The following is a 20,465-nucleotide window of genomic DNA, read 5'->3' on the forward strand; positions in this document are numbered from 1 at the left end:
CCGCAAGACCGTAAAGAGGAAGGCCGGGCCATTGCCCGGCCTTTTCTCATTGGGTCGATCCGTCCGTCTTTTCGATTTTTTGCAGAGTCTCCATCAGGTGGGCTCGGATCTGGTCGCTGGTGGCAAGACCCAGCGCCTTGCGGGCGGCCTTGCGCGCCACCTCGCCGGGCAGGTCGTGCAGGAAGGCCTTGGTGCGCGGGATGAAGGGGGCGGCCATGGAAAATTCCTGAATGCCCAACCCAACCAGGGCCAGCAGGTTAACAGGGTCTGAGGCCATTTCGCCGCAGACGCAGACGTCGATGCCTGCTTTCTGGGCCACGTCCGTTGTGTCTTTGAGTACGCGCAGAATGGCGGGATGCAGGGGGTCGTAATAGCGATTGACCAGGGGATTGTTGCGATCGGCTGCCAACATGTACTGGATGAGGTCATTGGTTCCCATGGCGAAAAAATCGACCTCTCGGGCCAGCTGTTCCGCGATGGTCACGGCCGCGGGAACCTCAATCATGATTCCCAGTGGGATATTGCGGGCGTAGGCGATCCCCTCCCTGTCGAGATTGACCCGGGCCTGGGCCATTACCTTCTTGCAGGCCCTGACTTCGTCGAGAGTCGATATCATGGGCAGAAGCATTTTGACCGATCCATGCATGCCCGCCATCAGGATGGCCTCGATCTGCGTACAGAAAATATCCTGATTTTCCAGAGAGACCCTCACAGAACGCCAGCCCATGAAGGGGTTGTCTTCCTTGGGCGGGCTGAAATAGGGCAGGGCCTTGTCGCCGCCGATGTCCAGGGTGCGGATCGTGACCGACTGGCCGGGGAAGCCTTCGACCACACGGCGGTAAAGCTGGTACTGATCTTCGCGGTCGGGGAAGTTGCCGCGGGTCATGTAGGGGAATTCGGTGCGGTAGAGCCCCACTCCTTCAGCACCGTTGCGCTGGGCAATGCTGACATCGCTGACCAGGCCGATGTTGGCGCGCAGGATAATACGCGTTCCGTCGGCCGTCTGGGCCGGAATGTCGCGGAATTCCTCCAGTCGGTGCAGCTCCCGGCTGCTGTCTTCCTCCAGGCGGCGGTACTCCTCGCGCACATGCTGCGGCGGGTCGATGTACAGACAGCCGGAGTTGGCGTCGAGGATGATCTGGTTTTCCGGGGTGACTTCCCGAAGCAGGCCTTTGACGCCGACCAGGGCGGGGATGCCCATGGACTTGGCCATGATGGCGGCGTGGGAGTTGCGTTCGCCGGCCTCGGTGGCAATGCCCATAATGTAATCCGCATCGAGCATGGCCATATCGGAAGGGAGGATTTCGCGGGCGACCAGAATGCCCGGTTCCTTGAACTGGGGCATGTGATCTTCCTGGCCGGCCAGGTTCGCTGCCAGGCGGCGCCCGATATCCTTCATGTCGGCGGCCCGCTCACGCAGATAGGGATCCTCCATGCGTTCGAAGGCCTCAATGTATTCGCCGACAATCTTTTTCAGGGAATAGGCGGCGCCATGTCCCTGTTTGATCTCGTCGTGCAGGCGCTCCAGAAAGCCCCGGTCTTCAAGAATCATCAGATGGGTGTGAAAGATGGCCGCCGCACTCTCCGAGAGGCGCTCGGCCATGCGCTTTTCCAGGAAGATGGTCTGGATGCGGGTTTTCTCGAAGGCGCTGTCAAGTCGCGCGATCTCCTCCTCCACCTGGGCCTGCCCCTCGTCGCCGAGGTCGGCGAGGCCCAGTCCCGAATCGAGGATGTGGGCCGGGCCGGAAACGACGCCGGGATAGGCCGTCGTCCCGCGCAGAGCAGCGCTACGAGACTCTTCCCGCATTGACTCGGGAGAGATCAGGGGCTTGCGGCTCTCTTCAAGCTGTCGGATAAAGCGGCTGGTTTCTTCTTCTTTGCGGCGGATGGAATCGAGGAGATGAGCGTTAATGACGATGGAGCTGATCTGGAAAGCGATGGTGGAAAGAGCGCTGATCTCTTGCGCAGTAAACTGTCGGGTCTCCTTGGTCTGGATGACGATGACCCCCAGGGGACTCTTGCGGTCGAAGAGGGGAATGCCGAGAAAAGAGTGATAGCGCTCTTCTCCTGTTTCCTTGAAATAACGGTAGCGCGGATGGGACTGGGGCTCCTGGATGGCGACGGCGTGGCGGCTCTCGGCGGCCATGCCCGTCAAACCCTCGCCGATCTGCAGGGTGACTTTTCCCACGGCTTTTCTGGAAAGTCCCTTGCTGGCCCGCAGCCGCAAGGTCAGCCCGTCTTCATCGAGGAGGTAGATGGAACAGACTTCCGACTTCATGCGGCGGGCCACCAGGGTGACAATATTTTTTAGTGTCTCACCGAGGTCATGGGACTGGAGGATAAGAGTACTTATGTCTTCCAGGGTGGTTACCCCTAGGCGCTCTTTGCCGGGTCTGGTCATATCGCGGTCCATGTATGGTGGAATTACTTGAAGTGCACATCAAGGGAGCAAAAACAACACTATGATAACAGCTGGTTTGAACTTCGCCATCGAAAAAGTTCACTGAGGCAATGCAAGATCGGGTCCGGCGACAGGGTGAGAGGGGACACGTTTTTTAATGAGCGTATGAGTGGCTTGCATAAAAAAAGCGCCGCCCAGGGGAGAGAGGACCCGGGCGACGCCAATGGGGGCAGTGGTGTGTCGTAGTAAAATCTGCCTTTATCCCCAAATTTTAGTCACTGATATAGTAAGCAATCGTCGTGCCAATTCTTGACGGTGGGGTTTTGTCGCTATGGGGCGGTGGTGGACGGAATTGTCGACGGCTGTTGTGTCTTTAGTGGCACAGCAAGTTGGTGGGCAACTATATGAAAGAAGCTGAAAGGGCTAGAAATAGCCTCCCGCGAAGTGTGTCATGGGTGGCATGGTTATGGCGTGCTGTTGTGCCGTAGTTGGCTCAGTCGCCAGTGGCTTGTTGGAAGTCACTTCCCTTGAGACCGTGTCGGTCCAGCAGACGATAAAAAGTGCGCCTGGGAATGCCAGCTGTGCGAGCCGCCGCCGAAACATTGCCGCCGGCCTCCTGCAGATAGCGCTTGATCAGGCCTTTTTCCATGTGGGAGAGGTGCTTGTCGCGCTGGCTGCGGAAGGAGACATCAGCCTCTTCTCCCCCGGTCGCCGGTGTTTTCAGGGCCAGTTCGGCAAAAACGACGGGAAGGTTTTCCAGGCGGATGATGCGATCCTGGGAGAGGACGGCCGCCCGTTCGATGATATTTTGCAGTTCGCGAATGTTTCCCGGCCAGGGGTACTGTCGCATGGCATCAATAGCCCTGTCCTCGATGCCGACGATCGGTTTGTTCAAACGTTTGCTGGCCCGCAGAAGGAAGTGAGTCACCAGGTGCTCCAGGGACTGGAGCCGGTTGCGCAAAGGCGGCATGGTGATGGTGAAAACATTGAGGCGGTAGAAGAGGTCTTCCCGGAACCAGCCCTCGCGGATGCCATTCTCCAGATTCTTGTTGGTAGCGGCGATCAGTCGCACGTCCACCTTGATGGAGGTATTGCCGCCCACGGGACGGATTTCGCCGCTGTCGAGGACGCGTAGCAGCTCGGCCTGCACTTTGGGGGTGATGTCGCCGATCTCGTCCAGGAAAATAGTCCCGCCGCCGGCCGCTTCAAACAGGCCTTTCTTGTCGGCGGTGGCGCCGGTGAAGGCTCCTTTGCGGTGGCCGAAGAGTTCGCTCTCCAGCAGGCTGTCGGTCAAGGTGGTGCAGTTGACCGTTACCAATGGCTTGTCGGCTCGGTGGCTGTGGGCGTGGATGGCGCGGGCGGTGAGTTCCTTGCCGGTGCCGCTCTCGCCCCGGATAAGGACCGTGGTCGGTGTCGGGCCGACCTGGCGGATAAGCTTGAGAACGTCCAGTGTGTGGGTGTCGTCACCGATAATGGAAGCCTCACCGTACTCCTGGCTGAGGGCGCGCTGGGCCAGTTCGTACTTTTGGGCGAGGTTGAAGCGGTCTTCCTCGAGACGCTTAAGGGAATAGGGCAGGCACATGTCCTCTTCGGCCAGTCCCTGGAAGACGGCGACGGCGTGTTCCCGACAGGTGGGGTAGCCGCAGGCCCCACAGTCGAGTTCGTCCCGTTCAACGAACTTGTTGGTTGCCTGCAGGATTTTGCGAATGCTCTCGCCGCTGGGAGGCGGCAGGCGCCGAAATTTATTTTTGAAGGACCGCCGCAGGTCAGGCAGTTTGTCCCCCTCCGTATAGGCGGTGGCGGTGACTGTCTGCGCGTTGGTGTCATGGCTCTGAAAATAGTTGATGATCAGGTTGCGCTTGGAAAAATTGGTCAGGCGGTTGTTTTTGCCGGGTCCGCCGATGCAGCCGCCGTTGCAGAAGCGGATGTCGACCCACTTGGGGGTGATGCGCTTGGCCGCCAGATCCTTGACCAGCTCCAGGGCGCTCTCTTCGCCGCCGGCGGAGATAAAGTCGGGGTTGAGAAAGTCGTTGGGCACGTCAAAGGCCTGAAAGGGCCCACCGGCAATGCCGAACAGCCGGCCCGTCCCGGGCAGGAGACCGTCAAAGGGGGCATCGCCTAACCTGGGCAGGTCGACGGGGTGGCTCTTGAGCATCTGGTTGAGTTCCTGATAGGTCAGCACCACATCAATGGCCCCGGCGACCTGTTCTGATTCGATTTCAAATTTTCCGGCGATGCATGAGCTGATATAAACGACTTTGGTCTGGGGCCCGCGGCGCCCCTTGATAAATCGACCGATAGCCACCATGGGGGAGACGATCCCCATCAGGTTGCGAACGAGTTGCGGATAGTGTCGTTCAATCAGGTCGACAATGGTGGGGCAGTGGCTTGAAATCAGCGGATCACTACCCGGCTGATCGATCAGCCGGGCGTATTCGGAGCGAATGAGCTCGACCCCGGCAGCACCCTCGTGCACCTCGCTGAAGCCGAGCCGCTTGAGGCCGGTAGCCAGCTGGCCGGGACGTACATCATGGAAAAAGGCGGGGAAAGAGCAGCCGAGCACGGCGACGACGGGATCCTTGCCGGCCAGCAGACGCTGGGTTTCTTCCATGCAGTCGCTGATAATCTTGGCCTGCTGGGAGCACACTTTGATGCATTTGCCGCAGCCGATGCAGCGGTCGTGGATGACCTCGGCGTATTCCTGTTTGACCTTGATGGCCTTCACCGGGCAGTTGCGCACGCAGGCATAGCATTTGCGGCAGCGTTCCTTGACGGTAATGATCGGACCCATGCAGACTCCAGGCACTCAGGGAAGATTGAGGGGGTGAACCGCTCTTGGTGCGGCAGTGGGGCGATTGTGCCAGCGGTGGCACGGTGAGTCAATGGAAATATGGGGGGATGCGGTATACGTTCAGGGTGTGGAGAGCAGGCGCCGGTGACGGCCGACCTCGCCACTGAAGTGGCAGGCGGCCAGGTGTCCCTGGCCCTTGTCGGCCAGCGGCGGCACGCTGGTATGACAGAGGTCGCGGGCATAGGGACAGCGGGGATGGAAGGGGCAGCCCGCCGGGGGATGGATCGCCGAGGGAATCTCCCCCTGCAAAAGGTAGCGGCGGCCGCGCGAGGCGGGGTCGGGGATGGGGACGGCATTGAGCAGGGCTTCGCTGTAGGGATGACGGGGAGAGCGATAGAGCGCCGCGGCCGGCGCCAGTTCGACGAGGCGTCCCAGGTACATGACCGCCACCCGGTCGCTGATGTGCTCGATGACCGAGAGGTCGTGGGCGATGAACAGGGTGGTAAGGCCGAATTCCTTCTGCACATCCTGCAGCAGGTTGATGACCTGGGCCTGGATGGAGAGGTCGAGGGCCGAAACCGGCTCGTCGGCGATGATGAGGCTGGGGCTTACCGCCAGGGCGCGGGCGATGCCGATACGTTGGCGCTGGCCGCCGGAAAACTCGTGGGGGTAGCGGTAATAGTGCTCCTGTGTCAGGCCGACGGTGGCGAGCAGCCGCATGACCTCATCCTTGATGGCGCTCCCCTTGGCCAGCCCGTGAATCTGCAGGGGTTCGCCGATAATGTCGCCGATGCGCATGCGGGGATTGAGGGATGAGTAGGGATCCTGAAAAATCATCTGCAACTGCCGCCGCAAAGGACGCATGCCAGCCCGGGAGCGCTTCAAGATGTTTTCGCCTTTGAAGAGGACTTCGCCGGCGTCCGCTTCGAGCAGGCGCAGGATCAGCTTACCGGTCGTCGATTTGCCCGAGCCCGATTCGCCTACCAGGCCGAGGGTTTCTCCCGGCATCAGCGCGAAGGAGACGCCGTCGACCGCCTTGAGGCTGAGCCGCTTGCCGCTTAAAGGGCCGGCGGAGACCGGAAAGGTTTTGCTCAGGTTGCGAACTTCCAGCAGGGGTTCCATGATCAGCAGCTCCAGCAGCGCACGAAATGACCGGGCTCGACTTCCTGCAGGGGTGGCAGTTTGCCGCGCTGCGGTGCAAAGGGGGCGGGACAGCGGTCGAGATAGGAGCTTCCCGGCGGCAGGTCGGTGCCGACAGGGACCTGGCTGTCGATAGGCACCAGGCGGTCCTTTTTGTGCCCCAGGCGCGGTATGCAGGCCAGCAGTCCTTTGGTGTAGGGGTGGCGCGGCCGGCTGAAAATGACGTCGACGGCGGCCTGCTCCATGACCAACCCGGAATTCATGATGGCGACGCGATCGGCTGACTCGGCCACGACGCCGAGGTCGTGGGTGATGAGCAAGGTGGCCATGCCGCGCTCCTGTTTGAGCGAGTCGAGCAGAGCCATGATCTGGGCCTGGATCGTGACGTCGAGGGCGGTGGTTGGCTCGTCGGCGATGAGCAGCTTGGGATCGCAGGCCAGAGCCATGGCGATAACGACGCGCTGGCGCATGCCGCCGGAGAGCTGGTGGGGATATTCGTGGATGCGCTGGCGGGCCGAGGGGATGCCGACCTGATCAAGAAGATCGACAGCCGCGTCGAGGGCCGCCTTGCGGTCGAGACCCTTGTGCAGGCGCAATACTTCGCCAATCTGCTCGCCAATGCGGAAGACGGGATTGAGAGAGGTCATCGGCTCCTGAAAGATCATGGCGATATCGTTGCCGCGGATGCGCCGCATCTCCTCGGGAAGCAGACGGCGCAGATCCTGTCCTTCAAAGAGAATCTCGCCTTCGACGATACGCCCCGGTTCGGGTACGAGGCGCAGCAGGGAGAGGGCCGTGATCGACTTGCCGCAGCCCGACTCGCCCACCAGGGCCAGGGTCTCGCCGGCGTCCACGGTGAATTCCAGCCCGCGCACGGCCTTGACCAGGGCGTCGCGGGTGGGAAAATAGGTCATGAGGTTACGGACTTCAAGCAGCGGCGGCATGGGAATCCTCAGGTTGGCAAAACTGGCAACAATCTACACACAATTGCCAGGCCGGTCAAGAAATGCCCTCGGCGAAAAGCTTCTCATTGGCGGGTGGCCGTGCTAGAATCCCCGCCTTTCATCCCAACGTAAGAAAAGGAAGCACCCATGGCATTGACCGACATTCAGATGGCCCGCATATTGACCACCCTGGTCGAAGAGACCGCCCTGAGTCCCTCCCAGGTTCGCAACACCGTCGAGCTGCTGCAGGAAGGGGCGACCGTCCCCTTCATCGCCCGTTACCGCAAGGAGCGCACCGGCGAGCTGGATGAGGTGCAGGTGCGTACCCTGGAGGAACGCTTTGATTATTTCAAGGAGCTGGAAGAGCGCAAGACCACGGTGCTGGCCACCATTGACGAGCAGGGCAAGCTGACTCCGGAGCTGAAAGCTCGCATCGAGGCCTGCCGCCAGAAGAACGAGCTGGAAGATCTCTATCTCCCCTATAAGCCCAAACGTCGCACCAAGGCGACCATCGCCCGGGAGCGTGGGCTGGAACCGCTGGCCGACCTTATTGCCGCTCAGCAGCTCAAAAGCGGTTCGTTGCAGGAGGTGGCGGCACCCTTCGTCGATCCGGACAAGGAAGTGGCCGACGCCGACGCCGCCCTGGAGGGAGCCGGCCACATCCTGGCGGAACGTCTCTCCGAGGATGCCGACGTACGCGCCCTGGTGCGCCGCCTGACCTGGGAGCAGGGAGTGTTCGTCTCCAAAGTGGCACCGGACAAGGCCGGGGCCGTGAGCAAGTTCGAGATGTACTACGAATACCAGGAACCCCTGCGCCTGATCCCCTCCCACCGCATGCTGGCCATGCGCCGCGGCGAAAAGGAGGAGGTTCTGCGCCTCTCCCTGCTGGCGCCGGAAGAGGAAATTCTCCGGGGAATGCAGGCCCGCCTCATGGACGGGCCGAGTATTTTCGTCAACTTTTTGCAGGGGGTGGCCGCCGATGCTTACCGGCGTCTGCTGGCGCCTTCTATCGAGGTGGAGCTGCGCCTCGAAGCCAAGAAGGCCGCTGATGAGGCAGCCATCCAGATCTTTGCCGACAATCTGAAAAACCTGCTGCTGCTGCCGCCGGCGGGCAGCAAGCGGGTGCTCGGTGTTGACCCCGGCCTGCGCACCGGCTCCAAGCTGGCAGCGGTGGACGAGACGGGTCGCTATCTGGAAAACGTGACCATCTACCCCCACACCGGCGCTGGCAAGATCGCCCCCGCCCGGTCCGAACTGCTGCGGCTGCTCAAGACCCACGGCATCGAGATGATCGCCATCGGCAATGGCACTGCCAGCCGCGAGATGGATCAGTTCGTGCGCGAAACCCTGCGGGAAGCCGGGGTGCAGCTGCCGGTGGTCATCGTCAACGAGGCGGGTGCCAGCGTTTATTCGGCTTCGGATATCGCCCGCGAAGAATTTCCTGATCTCGACCTTACCGTGCGCGGAGCCATCAGCATCGCCCGGCGCCTGCAGGATCCTCTGGCCGAACTGGTCAAAATCGACGCCAAGAGTATCGGCGTCGGCCAGTACCAGCACGACGTCAGTCAGCCCGCCCTGAAAAAAGCGCTCGATGCCGTGGTGGAGAGCTGCGTCAACTATGTCGGGGTCGACCTGAAGACGGCCTCCTGGGCGCTGCTCTCCTACGTGTCGGGTATTGGCGAATCTCTGGCCCGCGCCATTGTACGCTACCGGGACGAGCACGGTGCTTTTGCCAGCCGCAAGTCGTTGCTCAAAGTGCCACGCTTCGGCGACAAAGCCTTTGAGCAGGCCGCCGGCTTCCTGCGCATCCGCGAGGGAGAAAATCCCCTCGACAACACCGCTGTGCATCCGGAGAACTATGCCCTGGTGAAAAGAATGGCCACCGACCTCGGTGTGTCGGTGGAAAAACTGGCCGCCAACGATGAGCTCATCGAGGTAATCGATCTGAAAAGGTACGTTGACGGCGAGGTCGGTCTGCCCACCCTGCGCGACATCGTCGCCGAGCTGAAAAAGCCCGGGCGCGATCCGCGCGAGGCTTTCCAGGCCGTGGCCTTCCGCGAGGATGTCGTGGAGATAGGCGACCTCAAGGAGGGCATGCTGCTGCAGGGGACGGTGACCAACGTGGCCGCTTTCGGCGCCTTCGTCGACGTCGGCGTGCATCAGGATGGCCTCGTGCATATCAGCCATCTGGCCGATCGTTTCATCAAAGACCCCAACGAAGCGGTCAAGGTCGGCGAGATCGTCAAGGTCAAAGTGCTTGCCGTCGATATCCCCCGCAAGCGTATCAGCCTCTCTATCAAGGAGGCTCTCCCCGGGGGCGGAAACGGCAACCAGCCTCGTCCGGAAAAACCCCGGGAGCAGCGGCCGCGCAAGGACGAGGCGAATTCCTGGGAGAAGGCGGGATTTCGGGTGAAGAAGCGTTAACGACCACTATTAAAAGGATTTTTCATGAACATGAAATGGGTGGACCTGCATCTCCATTCGACCTGCTCCGACGGCCTTTACTCGCCAGAAGAGGTGGTGCGCCGCGCCGCGGAGGTGGGGTTGGCGGCTGTCGCCCTGGCCGATCATGACAATATCGACGGGATCGAGGCCGCCATGGCCGCCGGGGCGCGGCTGGGGGTGGAGGTGCTCTCCGGGGTCGAACTGTCGGTGGTGTGGCAGGGCTACAACGACATCCATCTGCTCGGTTACGGTTTTGATCATCATTGCCCCGAACTGGTCGAAGCCCTGACCTCCTTTCAGGACTTTCGAGAGCGGCGCAACGAGTTGATCGTCGAGCGCGTGAACGAGAAGTTGCGCACCGAGGGGCGTGCTCCCCTAGACTTTGCCGAGGTGGCGGCCAGGGCCGGCGGCACTCTGGGGCGGCCCCACATCGCCATGGCCCTGCAGGAGAAAGGTTACGTGCGCGGCAGTGAGGACGCCTTTCAGCGTTATCTCATCCCCTGTAATGTGGACAAACGCGCCTTTCCTCTCGACGAAGCCATGGCCCTGATCCAGCGGGCCGGGGGGATCACGGTGCTGGCCCATCCTCCCTTCATCACCACAGACAGGACAGCCTTTCTGACCCTGCTCGACACCTTTGCCGCCATGGGCCTGGACGGGGTCGAGGCGTACAATTCCGGCTCCAGTCTCGATGACATCGACTGGTATATCACCCAGGCGCGCCGGCGTGGACTCATCGTCACGGGCGGTTCCGATTTCCACGGTCCCGACACGGGCATCATCGCCATCGGCTCGGGACGTGGTCAGCTGAAAATCCCCTATCGCTGTGTCGAGGATATTCGACAGGTGCTGCATCGGCGCTATGGCACGCCGGCATAAAGAGAGGTCTTGATGAGTTCCACCTATGTGTTTTTTGCGACGGCTCCGAAAGGGCTGGAGGCTCTGCTGGCCGATGAGTTGCGGGATTTGGGCGCCCTGGAGGTTAAGGAGACGCGGGCGGGGGTCAATTTTGCCGGTTCCCTGGCTATTGGCTACCGCGCTTGTCTGTGGTCGCGGCTGGCCAGCCGCATTTTGCTCACCCTGGCAAATTTTTCCGCGACCACCTATGAAGAACTCTACTCGGGCGTGCAGGCCATTGACTGGCGGGAGCATCTGGGCGAGGAAGGGTCGCTGGCCGTGGACTGCAACTCTATGCAGTCGCCGCTGCAGCATTCCCACTACGCCGCGCTTAAAGTCAAGGATGCCATCGTCGATCAGCTGCGTGACGTGCGTGGTCAGCGGCCGTCGGTGGAACTGGAGCGGCCGTCAATCCGGGTCAACGTGCATATCCAGCGCGAACAAGTGAGTCTGGGCCTTGATCTGTCGGGGGAGAGCCTGCATCGCCGCGGCTACCGGCAGGAGCAGGTGCTGGCACCGGTCAAAGAAAATCTGGCGGCGGCCATTCTGCTGCGGGCCAACTGGCCGCAGATCGCTGGCGCTGGTGGCGCCCTGGTCGATCCTCTGTGCGGATCCGGCACCCTGGTGTTGGAGGCAGCTCTCATGGCGGCCGATATCGCCCCCGGCCTCAGCCGCTCCTATTTCGGCTTTTTGGGATGGCAAGGGCACGACGACGCGGTCTGGCAGAACCTGCTCGGCGAAGCGGCGGCCCGCCGGCAAGCCGGGCTGCAGACGCTGCCCCCCCTGTTCGGCTTCGATCTCGAAGCGCAGGCGGTGCGGGCAGCGCAGGCCAACGCCCGACTAGCCGGGCTGGAGACGGCCGTTGTTTTTGAGAAGCGCGATGTCGCGGCCCTGGTGGCCCCGGCCGGCACGGAAACGAAGGGTGGCCTGGTGCTGACCAACCCCCCCTACGGCGAGCGCCTGGGGGAGGTCAATCAGCTGCGTTCCCTCTATGCCCAGCTTGGCGCGCGACTGCAGGAGCACTTTGTCGGCTGGAAGGCCGCCGTCTTTACAGGCAATCCCGATCTGGCCCGGAACCTGGGATTGCGCGCCCGTCGCAAGCACAGTTTCTTCAATGGCGCGCTCCCCTGCCAGTTGCTTCATTTCGATGTGGATCCCCAGTGGTTTTACGGTGCTGACGTTTCGGACGAAACCCGCCATGCCGCCCAGACTCCCGGCGCCGAGATGTTCGCCAACCGCCTGAAGAAGAACCTGCGTACCCTGGGGCGCTGGGCCCGCCAGAACGACGTCTTCTGCTACCGTCTTTACGACGCCGATATGCCCGAGTACGCTGTGGCCGTCGATATTTACGGCGACTGGGCGCATGTGCAGGAATACGCCCCACCTTCCTCTATTGACCCGCGGCAGGCGGCCATCCGCCTGCGGGAGATCCGCGCCGTGCTCCCCGAAGTGCTGCAGCTGCCCTCCGAGCACATTGTGTTCAAGGTACGGCAGAAACAGAAGGGGAGTACCCAGTACGAAAAACTCGCTCGCCGCGGCGACCTACTCAAGGTGGGGGAGAGCGGCTGCAGTTTTCTGGTCAATCTTACCGACTACCTCGACACCGGGCTCTTTCTCGACCATCGCCTCACCCGGCAGCTCATCGGCGAGCTGGCCGCCGGCAAGACCTTTCTCAACCTCTTTGCCTACACCGGCTCGGCCACGGTCTACGCCGCTAAAGGGGGCGCGGCAGCCACCACTACCGTGGACATGTCGCGCACCTATTTGGACTGGGCCAAAAAGAATATGGCCGTCAACGGTTTCACCGGCAGCCGCCACGAATTCATCCAGGCCGACTGCCTCAAGTGGCTGCGCCAGGAGAAGCGACGCTTCGATCTGATCTTCCTCGATCCGCCCACCTTCTCCAACTCCAAGTCCATGACCGACAGCTTTGACGTGCAGCGTGATCATGTCCCCCTGCTGCGCGACACGGCCCGTCTGCTCAATCCCGGCGGGATACTGATCTTTTCCAACAATAACCGGAAGTTCAAAATGGATGAGGCGGCTCTGCCCGAGCTGGACATCGAAGATATCACGGCAAAGACCATCCCCCGGGATTTCGAGCGCAACCGACGCATTCACAACTGCTGGAAGATTCAGAAGAAATAAACCGGCCTCTCGCCCGTTCGCTTTGCTCTCTAGAGCACACTGAGAACGCAGAGATAGACAATTTTAATGGTTTTCTCTGTGCCCTCTGTGTGCTCGAGCGACTGAAAGGAGCGGGCGAGAGGCCGGTCTGCCTGGAGGAGTTTTTATGCCGACGATCGACGATGTCAAAGCCTTTCTGTTGCCACAGGGGATTGAGGTGTTGGAGTTTGCCGCGCCGACCCCTACCTGCGAAACTGCCGCGGCGGCGGTTGGGTGTCAGCCGGCCCAGATTGCCAAGAGCGTCCTTTTGCTGGTGGGTGAAAAGCCCGTGCTGGTGGTAACCTGCGGCGACACCAAGGTGAAGAGTTCGAAGCTCAAGAAAGCTACAGGGCTGTCGGGGAAGGTGCGCCTGCCCGAGGCCGAGGAGGTCATTCACCACACCGGCTACGCACCGGGCGGGGTCTGCCCTTTTCTCCTTTCTCCGCAATTGCCGGTGCTGCTGGACGAATCTCTGGCGCGCTTTGAGCGGGTCTATGCCGCCGCCGGGAACGCTCATTCCGCCGTGCCCGTGACCCTTGCACAGCTGCAGGTGATCACCCGCGGCAGTCGGGTGGAGGTCTGCGATCTGATTTCGCCCTAGGTTTTAATCCAGGCATTTTCTTTGCAGAAAAATGCGGAACCCGGCTGTTCGTCTCTTTTTGGGTCAAATGACCGACATGCCCAAAGAGCGCCGGCCGGATTCCCCATGTCATGGAGAGTCGCGATCATGCCTGCACGCAAGACCCTGATGATTCTGGTAAAAATGTTGTTCCTGCTGCTGACCGCCGCACCGGTGTTCGCCATGCAGGGGCACATCCCCTTGCCGGAAGGAATCCGCGCTGATACCATTCTGGTTGAAAAGGCGGCCAGACTTTTGACACTCTATCGGGATGGTCAGCGTATCAAGAGCTACCGTATCTCCCTTGGGGGCAAACCTGTTGGGCCAAAAGTGCGCCAGGGCGACATGCGCACGCCGGAAGGGCGTTACCGAATTAGCTTGCGCAATGAACAGAGCCGCTTTCACCGGGCGCTGCGTATTTCCTATCCCAATACCCACGATCTGCGTAGAGCGCAAAACCTTGGTGTTTCACCCGGCAGCGACATTATGATTCACGGCCTGGGTGAGCGCTTCGCCTGGCTTGGCCGGCACCATTACCTGGCAGACTGGACCGAAGGGTGTATTGCCGTCACCGATGAAGAGATCGAGGAAATCTGGCGCCTGGTTCCTGATGGTGCGGGCGTCCTTATCCTGCCTTGAAAAACGGTTTTTTTGCTGAAAGGAGGCTGCTGGCATGGCCATTGAGGAAGGATCGCACAGCAAGGCCATAGGGTATATCCTGTGGATTTTCGGATTTACCGGTTCCCATCGCTTTTATTACGGCAAACCCCTCACGGGAACCCTCTATTTCTTTACTCTTGGCCTGCTCGGCATTGGCTGGCTTATCGATCTTTTTCTCATCCCTGCCATGGATCGTCAGGCCGAGCTGCGGTTTTCTCCCGGCCCCATTGATTACAACCTGGCTTGGATTTTACTGACCTTCCTGGGGTTCTTCGGCGTACACCGCATGTACATGGGCAAATGGATTACCGGCATCGTCTATCTGTTAACCGGGGGGCTTTTCGGTCTTGGCTACATTTACGACTATTGGACTCTGAATGAGCAGATTGCTCTCATCAACCGGCGGTGATTCGGGTGGGTAAACCGATCGATTGCGATACTTTTCCCTGTGATGCCCTTTCTAATGGCGTTCGCCAGTTCAACGAGGGCCGCTACTTTGCGTGTCACGAAACCCTGGAAGATCTGTGGAAGGAAGAAGCGGGATCGGTGCGCGATCTGTACAAAGGGATTTTGCAGATTGGTATCGGTCTGCTGCACTGGCAGAAGGGTAATTACGGGGGTGCCTGTGCTTTGCTGAAGGGCGGTATTGGCTATCTGCAACCTTTCGCTCCCGTCTGTCGCCACATCGATGTTCGTTCTCTGCTGCAGGCTTCCACTCTTTTTCTGCAGCAGTTGCAAGCTCGAGGTGTCGCGCATATGGCGGATGTTCCGGCCTCTTTGGTGCCGCGTATTGAGTGGCTGGATGCCTCCGGCTGATTTCTGCTTTTTCGGGCGCCCGTCTTTACTTTCTTGAATGAAGATAGAAATAGTCATAAAAAGACGTTTTCGCGCGATGTTTTTCATGTTATATAAATTCTCGTGAGATAAAGCGCGATAGGCTTTAGATCTTCAATTGGCCGGCACAATGTCTGCCGGCATTATGTGGAGGGATTGCATGAATCAGAAACCCACGGTTCTGGTCGCCGATAGAGACGAGGACTTTCTCGCCCATGTCGGCACTCTTTTAGACCGCATGGACTTTACTGTCCTGCCGGTGAAGAATGGCTCTGAACTTTTAGACGCGGTGAATGTCATGCTCCCTGATATTATCCTTGTCGATGTGGATCTCCCCGAACCCGGTGGTCTGTCTTCCCTCAAGGCACTCAAGGAGTCCGGCCAGCTTTCCCGTGTCCCTGTCGTGCTGGTGTCGGAAAAGGCTGATATGGGCATCTATAAGCAATGCCAGGAGTATGGCCCCTGCAGCTTTCTGATGAAACCTCTGCTGGTTGAGGAACTGCATTCGACCTTGAAGGTCTTTCAGTTCAGGGATACCGGAGGGCGTAAGCGCCTCCGCGCCCCTTTCAACGATAGGGTGGTTGTGCGCGCCGGTGGGCAAGTTTTTCAATGTACTGGCGTCACCCTGTCCGAAGGCGGCGTCTGTGTACAGAAGAATCCTCCTCTGCCGGTGGGAACTATCGTGGAGGTTGTCCTCTCCCTGCCGACCGGCGGGCCGTTGACGCTGAGCGGCAGGGTGAGTTATGTGCAGCAGGAGCAAGCGGGGGGCGGCACTGGTCCCTCCATGGCTATCGTATTCGATCCTGTTTCTACTGAGGTCTCGGCACGTGTGCGAGAATTCGTTATCCTTCTGCTTGTTGGCGACATGCTGGATGAGCAGGGGGCGTGCGCGCCCTGAGGGGCAAAGAGGTTTGTCAAAGGAGGAAATGAATGGATTATCAGATGATTCACGCCTGCCTGCGGGTGTTGAACCTGGAGGCTTCCGAAAAATTTTATCGGGAGGCGTTCGGATTTGAAGTTTCGCGTCGGCTTGATTTTGACGCGCAGGGCTTCACCCTTTGCTACATGCGCGCTCCCGGGCAGGCCTTTGAGCTGGAGTTGACCCACAACCATGATCGCGACAAGCCCTACGAGATCGGAGACGGCTATTCCCATATCGCCCTTTCCGTTAAAGATCTCGAAGCCTCGCATCGGCGTCACGAGGAGATGGGGCTCAATCCGCGCCCCATCAAGGGGTTGGGCGATGCGGTGGAGAGGTTTTACTTTATCGCCGACCCGGATGGCTATATGGTCGAAGTGATCCGTGCCTGACAGGCGTGCTGGTCAGACTGAAAAAAGCAGGAAGCGGGGGGGCCTTAAGGCCCCTTTTTCGATGGTGTTTCAGGCGGCCCAAAGGGTGTGCTCCAGCAGAATTCTAGCCCCAATGCCTATGAGAATCAGCCCACCCAGGATTTCTACCCGGGGACCCCACAGGGTGCCGATGCGGCGGCCCAGGAACATGCCGACAACGGTCAGGGCACCGGCAACGATACCAATCACTGCGGCGGGCAGCCAGATGCTCACTCCGATCATCGCCAAGGTCAGACCTACGGCCAGGGCATCGATGCTGGTGGCCAGGGAAAGCATGACCAGCGTCATGCCTCGAGTAGGGTCTCTGCTGTCCCGTTCTTCTTCCGAATGAAAAGCCTCCCGGATCATTTTGCCGCCGACAAAGGCCAGCAGGGCAAAGGCCAGCCAGTGGTCGTAGGCGGTTATCCATTGCTGAATTGTCAGGCCGGCCAGCCAGCCGAGGATGGGCATGAGAGCCTGGAAAAGGCCGAAGTGGAAGCCGAGGCGAAAGAGATGGCGACCGGTGAGGCGCTCAAGGGTCAAGCCGGCGCCGAGGGCGACAGCGAAAGCATCCATGGCCAGCGCCAGAGCAATACCGATAAGGGTCGTATTTGACATGGCAATAGCTTTCTAGCGGAATTCAGCCGTCCCGAGGGTTTGCGGCCGGGTGGTGATTCTCGTTCACCTTGGGACAAAAGTCAACGTTCTGACACAGACCTGTTGGCTTCGTTGTTGCGAAAAGTGGCCAGGCGTATTATTCTGTGTGGCAGATTTTTCGTGCGTTCGTCCAGGGTGCCGTAAATAAACGGGCGACAGGGGAATAAGACTGGAAAGGGAGAAAAATGAATAAATTGCTTTTTGCCATACTGTTCACGGGCCTTTTAAGTTTCAATGCGCAGGCCTTTCAAAAAGATGGCTGCGGGGCCGGGGAATGCCGCCAATGCCACAGCCTTTCAGAAGAAGAAGCCGGTAAACTGCTTAAGGATGGTGTGGACAAGGTGTTGCGGGTCGATTTCGCCGAGGTTCCCGGCCTGTGGCTGGTGGAAGCCGAGAAGCAGGGCAAAAGGTTTCCTCTTTACGTCGATTTTTCCAAGAGCTATGTCGTTGCGGGAAATGTCATCCGCCTGCAGGACGGCAAAAACCTGACCAGCCAGCGTGAGGCGGAACTTAATCGCGTTGACGTCGGGCGTATTCCTCTGCAGGACGCTCTGGTCCTGGGCAACTCCCAGGCGCCTCACAGGGTGATCGTTTTTACCGATCCGGAATGTCCCTACTGCAAGAAGCTGCATGTCGAGATGCAGGAGGTGGTGCGGCGCGACCCCGATATCGTCTTTCTGATCAAGCTTTTCCCCCTCAAGATGCACCCCAAAGCGTACGGGATCTCCCAGAGTATTGTTTGTGCCGGCTCCCTGGAGATGCTGGAAGACAGCTTTGCCGGCAAGCCGGTACCCGTGCCTCTCTGCGATACGGACGTGGTCGACCAGACCATTGCCCTGGCCCCGCAGTTGGGTATCCGTTCGACCCCCACGCTGGTACTTCCTGATGGTCTGGTAGCGCCCGGCTACAAGAAGGCCGATGATCTGTTGAAGCTTATCAAAGGGCAATAAGCACGTGGCGCGCTGAGGCGCTGATGCGGCTAAACTTCTTGCTTTATCTTCACCTATCTGCTAATAAAAACCACTTGCATTAGGTGTTTAAGAATATTATGGAGGACGAAACGATTATGGGTTTGATGACGGGAAAACGCGGCATTATTTTTGGTGTCGCCAACGATATGAGCATCGCCTGGGGGGCTGCCCAGCAACTCAAGGAAGCCGGTGCCACGCTGGCTTTCACCTATCTCAATGAGGCACTGGAAAAGCGGGTCCGGCCCCTGGCTGAAAGCTTGGGGTCCGACTTGATTCTCCCCTGCGATGTCGGGCGGGATGAGGACATCGAAGCGGTTTTCGCCAAGGTGAAAGAGGTCTGGGGGGATATCGACTTTGTCGTGCATTCCGTCGCCTTTGCCAACAAGGACGACCTCAAGCGTCCCTTCAGTGAAACGAGCCGCGAAGGTTTCAAGCTGGCCATGGATATCAGTGCCTATTCTCTGGTGGCCGTCACCCGCTATGCAGCGCCCCTGATGAAGAACGGCGGCAGCGTTGTCACCCTGACCTACCTCGGCGCCACCCGCGCCGTGCCCAACTACAATGTCATGGGGGTAGCCAAGGCGGCCCTGGAGGCCTCGGTGCGCTACCTGGCCGCCGAGCTTGGCGGCAAGAAGATCCGCGTTAACGCCGTGTCGGCCGGCCCCATTAAAACATTGGCCGCCTCCGGCGTTGGTGGACTGCGCGAAAAACTCAAGCTGATGGACCAATATGCGCCTCTGCGCCGCGCAGTCGATCAGCAGGACGTGGGCAAGTCCGTCGTCTATATGGTCTCCGATCTTGCCAGCGGCGTGACCGGCGAGGTCCATTTCGTGGATGGCGGTTTCAGTACCGTTGTGCCCGCCTGATCGAGCGGGTCTTGTTGATAGCACACAAGGGCCCGCAAGGGCCCTTTTCTTTTAGGGAGACTACCGATTGATCCATGGCAATGTCACGGGGCTCAAGCCGAGCCAGCTCAAAGCCCTCGAACGGATCGCCAATCGGCGGGTTCCCGTTGGCGAGGTTGTCACCGCGGAACTGGCCCGCTACCTGACGGAGCGTTCCTTCGAGATTGGGCGGCAGCTCGCGATCATCGTCGACCGCCAGGGGGTGGTGCTCTATGTCATCGTTGGGGATGACCGGGAAATCGTCATCCCCGATCTGTCTTCCTACGCCTTGGGGCGCAGTGGGCTGCGGGGGCTGCGCTGTATTCACACGCACCTCAAGGGAGAATCCCTGTCCCAGGACGATCTCACCGACCTGGCCCTGCTGCGTCTTGACCTGATGATGGTGTTGACGGTGGGACAGCAGGGGCTGCCCGACAAAATCCATTACGCTCATCTGCTGCCCCCCAATCCGGAGGGCAAAAGCGTCGAAGTTCTAAGTGCACCGTCCATCTACGCTCTGGACCTGGATGCGGCGGCCTTTTTCCGTTCCCTGGACGAGGAACTGGAACGGAAGATGGCCGAAACCATTGACCTGGCTGACACCCGGGAGAAGGCCATCCTGATCTCGGTAAGTCAGCAGGGGCGTCAGCAGGTGGAGGATTCTCTCGATGAGCTGGCGGAGCTGGCCCGTACGGCCGATGTGCTGGTCGTCGACCGGGTCATGCAGCGCCCGCGGCAGCTCAATCCCAAATATCTCATGGGCGAGGGGAAGGTCAAGGAAGTGGTTATCGCCGCCCTGCAGCAGGGGGCCACGCTCCTGATATTCGACCAGGATCTCAGCCCGACCCAGGTGCGCTCCCTGTCGGCCATCACCGAGCTCAAGGTCATCGATCGTTCGCAGCTGATTCTTGATATTTTTGCCGGTCGCGCTCACACCCTTGACGGTAAGGTGCAGGTCGAACTGGCCCAGCTCAAATATATCCTGCCGCGTCTCATGGGCAAAGGTACGGCTTTCTCCCGGCTGATGGGTGGTATCGGTGGACGCGGTCCGGGAGAAACCAAGCTGGAGATCGACCGTCGGCGCATCCGTGATCGCATCTCCCGTCTGGAAAAGCAGCTGCAGAATCTGGAGAAAGGGCGGCGGCAGCGGCGGCAGCGGCGTATCCGCACCGATGTTCCCATCATCTCTATCGTCGGCTATACCAATGCCGGCAAATCCACTCTGCTCAATGCTCTTACGCAGAGCCAGGTGCTGACGGAAGACCTTCTGTTCGCCACCCTCGACACGGCGACACGGCGACTGCGCTTCCCCATGGAGCGGGAGGTCATCATCACCGATACGGTTGGCTTTATCCGCCATCTCCCTAAAAGCCTGATGGGGGCCTTCAAGGCGACGCTGGAAGAACTGGAGGACGCCGACCTGCTCCTGCATGTGGTCGACCTCTCCAACCCTCGCTTCGAAGAGCAGATGGACGCCGTGGAGAAAATTCTGACCGATCTCGAACTGCACCGCATCCCTCGTCTGCTGGTTTTCAACAAGATCGACCTCGTGCCGGCAGAAGAAATCTCGCCCCTTTGCCGCCGATTTGAGGCTATTCCGGTTAGTGCCCGCGACCGCGTCACCTTCGTGCCTCTGCTACAGGAACTGGAGCGCCGTTTTTGGCCGGGCACGGCCGGAAGTCCTTGACACACAAAGGGTTTCCGTGTAGTTTTGGCCCTCTGAAGGG

General features: G+C 59.9%; 17 protein-coding genes. 12 read left to right on the forward strand and 5 right to left on the reverse strand.

Annotation, left to right across the window (positions count from 1 at the left end; genetic code table 11):
• Positions 1–46: 46 nt before the first annotated feature.
• The 4 genes from ptsP to AOP6_RS05075 all read right to left on the reverse strand — a co-directional run bounded on the left by ptsP (position 47) and on the right by AOP6_RS05075 (position 7,276).
• A complete protein-coding gene (gene ptsP / locus AOP6_RS05060; protein ID WP_155875519.1) occupies positions 47–2,401 on the reverse strand; it encodes a phosphoenolpyruvate--protein phosphotransferase in 2,355 nt (784 codons plus the stop codon).
• Positions 2,402–2,894: 493 nt separating this feature from the next.
• Positions 2,895–5,192, reverse strand: a complete 2,298-nt coding sequence (locus AOP6_RS05065) for a sigma 54-interacting transcriptional regulator (RefSeq protein WP_155875520.1) — start codon at positions 5,190–5,192, stop codon at positions 2,895–2,897.
• A 120-nt stretch (positions 5,193–5,312) separates the two neighbouring features.
• A complete protein-coding gene (locus tag AOP6_RS05070) occupies positions 5,313–6,314 on the reverse strand; it encodes an oligopeptide/dipeptide ABC transporter ATP-binding protein (RefSeq protein WP_275951024.1) in 1,002 nt (333 codons plus the stop codon).
• 2 nt (positions 6,315–6,316) lie between these two features.
• Positions 6,317–7,276: an ABC transporter ATP-binding protein gene (locus AOP6_RS05075; RefSeq protein WP_155875522.1), complete on the reverse strand. Its 960-nt coding sequence runs from the start codon at positions 7,274–7,276 to the stop codon at positions 6,317–6,319.
• Between the two features lie 147 nt (positions 7,277–7,423).
• Here AOP6_RS05075 and AOP6_RS05080 point away from each other — a divergent pair, with 147 nt between their 5' ends.
• From AOP6_RS05080 to AOP6_RS05120, 9 genes are all read left to right on the forward strand, one after another.
• A complete protein-coding gene (locus AOP6_RS05080; protein WP_155875523.1) occupies positions 7,424–9,700 on the forward strand; it encodes a Tex family protein in 2,277 nt (758 codons plus the stop codon).
• Positions 9,701–9,724: 24 nt separating this feature from the next.
• The gene (locus AOP6_RS05085) at positions 9,725–10,600 is read left to right on the forward strand and encodes a PHP domain-containing protein (RefSeq protein ID WP_155875524.1); all 876 of its coding nucleotides are present in this window, start codon (positions 9,725–9,727) and stop codon (positions 10,598–10,600) included.
• A 12-nt stretch (positions 10,601–10,612) separates the two neighbouring features.
• The gene (rlmKL, locus tag AOP6_RS05090; protein WP_155875525.1) at positions 10,613–12,766 is read left to right on the forward strand and encodes a bifunctional 23S rRNA (guanine(2069)-N(7))-methyltransferase RlmK/23S rRNA (guanine(2445)-N(2))-methyltransferase RlmL; all 2,154 of its coding nucleotides are present in this window, start codon (positions 10,613–10,615) and stop codon (positions 12,764–12,766) included.
• A gap of 145 nt (positions 12,767–12,911) precedes the next feature.
• Positions 12,912–13,385, forward strand: coding sequence for a YbaK/EbsC family protein (locus AOP6_RS05095; protein ID WP_155875526.1), 474 nt, complete (start codon positions 12,912–12,914; stop codon positions 13,383–13,385).
• A gap of 126 nt (positions 13,386–13,511) precedes the next feature.
• A complete protein-coding gene (locus AOP6_RS05100) occupies positions 13,512–14,042 on the forward strand; it encodes a L,D-transpeptidase family protein (protein ID WP_225897361.1) in 531 nt (176 codons plus the stop codon).
• A 34-nt stretch (positions 14,043–14,076) separates the two neighbouring features.
• Positions 14,077–14,472, forward strand: a complete 396-nt coding sequence (locus tag AOP6_RS05105; RefSeq protein WP_155875527.1) for a TM2 domain-containing protein — start codon at positions 14,077–14,079, stop codon at positions 14,470–14,472.
• Positions 14,473–14,477: 5 nt separating this feature from the next.
• Positions 14,478–14,879 carry a DUF309 domain-containing protein gene (locus tag AOP6_RS05110; protein WP_213194767.1) on the forward strand — a complete coding sequence of 134 codons (402 nt, stop codon included), beginning with the start codon at positions 14,478–14,480 and terminating at the stop codon, positions 14,877–14,879.
• 178 nt (positions 14,880–15,057) lie between these two features.
• The gene (locus tag AOP6_RS05115) at positions 15,058–15,795 is read left to right on the forward strand and encodes a response regulator (protein WP_213194768.1); all 738 of its coding nucleotides are present in this window, start codon (positions 15,058–15,060) and stop codon (positions 15,793–15,795) included.
• A 32-nt stretch (positions 15,796–15,827) separates the two neighbouring features.
• The gene (locus AOP6_RS05120) at positions 15,828–16,208 is read left to right on the forward strand and encodes a VOC family protein (protein WP_155875530.1); all 381 of its coding nucleotides are present in this window, start codon (positions 15,828–15,830) and stop codon (positions 16,206–16,208) included.
• A gap of 69 nt (positions 16,209–16,277) precedes the next feature.
• Here the strand turns inward: AOP6_RS05120 and AOP6_RS05125 are convergent, their stop codons facing one another.
• Positions 16,278–16,844 carry a manganese efflux pump MntP family protein gene (locus tag AOP6_RS05125; protein WP_155875531.1) on the reverse strand — a complete coding sequence of 189 codons (567 nt, stop codon included), beginning with the start codon at positions 16,842–16,844 and terminating at the stop codon, positions 16,278–16,280.
• A 224-nt stretch (positions 16,845–17,068) separates the two neighbouring features.
• On the opposite strand from AOP6_RS05125, the gene AOP6_RS05130 reads away from it, so the two are divergent.
• The 3 genes from AOP6_RS05130 (at position 17,069) to hflX (ending at position 20,425) form a co-directional block, all read left to right on the forward strand.
• Positions 17,069–17,833, forward strand: coding sequence for a DsbC family protein (locus AOP6_RS05130; RefSeq protein WP_155875532.1), 765 nt, complete (start codon positions 17,069–17,071; stop codon positions 17,831–17,833).
• Positions 17,834–17,949: 116 nt separating this feature from the next.
• Positions 17,950–18,720 (forward strand): enoyl-ACP reductase, encoded by a 771-nt coding sequence (locus AOP6_RS05135; RefSeq protein ID WP_155875533.1) that lies wholly within the window; start codon positions 17,950–17,952, stop codon positions 18,718–18,720.
• A 67-nt stretch (positions 18,721–18,787) separates the two neighbouring features.
• Positions 18,788–20,425 (forward strand): GTPase HflX, encoded by a 1,638-nt coding sequence (gene hflX, locus AOP6_RS05140; RefSeq protein ID WP_155875534.1) that lies wholly within the window; start codon positions 18,788–18,790, stop codon positions 20,423–20,425.
• Positions 20,426–20,465: the final 40 nt, after the last annotated feature.

Source organism: Desulfuromonas sp. AOP6, assembly GCF_009731355.2.
Taxonomy (GTDB): Bacteria; Desulfobacterota; Desulfuromonadia; order Desulfuromonadales; family SZUA-540; genus SZUA-540.

Coding starts and splice junctions, on each gene's coding strand:
- AOP6_RS05115 (WP_213194768.1), top strand. CDS start 15,058: ATGAATCAGAAACCCACGGTTCTGGTCGCCGATAGAGACGAGGACTTT.
- AOP6_RS05065 (WP_155875520.1), bottom strand. CDS start 5,192: ATGGGTCCGATCATTACCGTCAAGGAACGCTGCCGCAAATGCTATGCC.
- AOP6_RS05100 (WP_225897361.1), top strand. CDS start 13,512: ATGCCTGCACGCAAGACCCTGATGATTCTGGTAAAAATGTTGTTCCTG.
- rlmKL (WP_155875525.1), top strand. CDS start 10,613: ATGAGTTCCACCTATGTGTTTTTTGCGACGGCTCCGAAAGGGCTGGAG.
- AOP6_RS05105 (WP_155875527.1), top strand. CDS start 14,077: ATGGCCATTGAGGAAGGATCGCACAGCAAGGCCATAGGGTATATCCTG.
- AOP6_RS05125 (WP_155875531.1), bottom strand. CDS start 16,844: ATGTCAAATACGACCCTTATCGGTATTGCTCTGGCGCTGGCCATGGAT.
- AOP6_RS05120 (WP_155875530.1), top strand. CDS start 15,828: ATGGATTATCAGATGATTCACGCCTGCCTGCGGGTGTTGAACCTGGAG.
- AOP6_RS05135 (WP_155875533.1), top strand. CDS start 17,950: ATGGGTTTGATGACGGGAAAACGCGGCATTATTTTTGGTGTCGCCAAC.
- AOP6_RS05080 (WP_155875523.1), top strand. CDS start 7,424: ATGGCATTGACCGACATTCAGATGGCCCGCATATTGACCACCCTGGTC.
- ptsP (WP_155875519.1), bottom strand. CDS start 2,401: ATGACCAGACCCGGCAAAGAGCGCCTAGGGGTAACCACCCTGGAAGAC.
- AOP6_RS05085 (WP_155875524.1), top strand. CDS start 9,725: ATGAACATGAAATGGGTGGACCTGCATCTCCATTCGACCTGCTCCGAC.
- AOP6_RS05095 (WP_155875526.1), top strand. CDS start 12,912: ATGCCGACGATCGACGATGTCAAAGCCTTTCTGTTGCCACAGGGGATT.
- AOP6_RS05130 (WP_155875532.1), top strand. CDS start 17,069: ATGAATAAATTGCTTTTTGCCATACTGTTCACGGGCCTTTTAAGTTTC.
- AOP6_RS05070 (WP_275951024.1), bottom strand. CDS start 6,314: ATGGAACCCCTGCTGGAAGTTCGCAACCTGAGCAAAACCTTTCCGGTC.
- AOP6_RS05075 (WP_155875522.1), bottom strand. CDS start 7,276: ATGCCGCCGCTGCTTGAAGTCCGTAACCTCATGACCTATTTTCCCACC.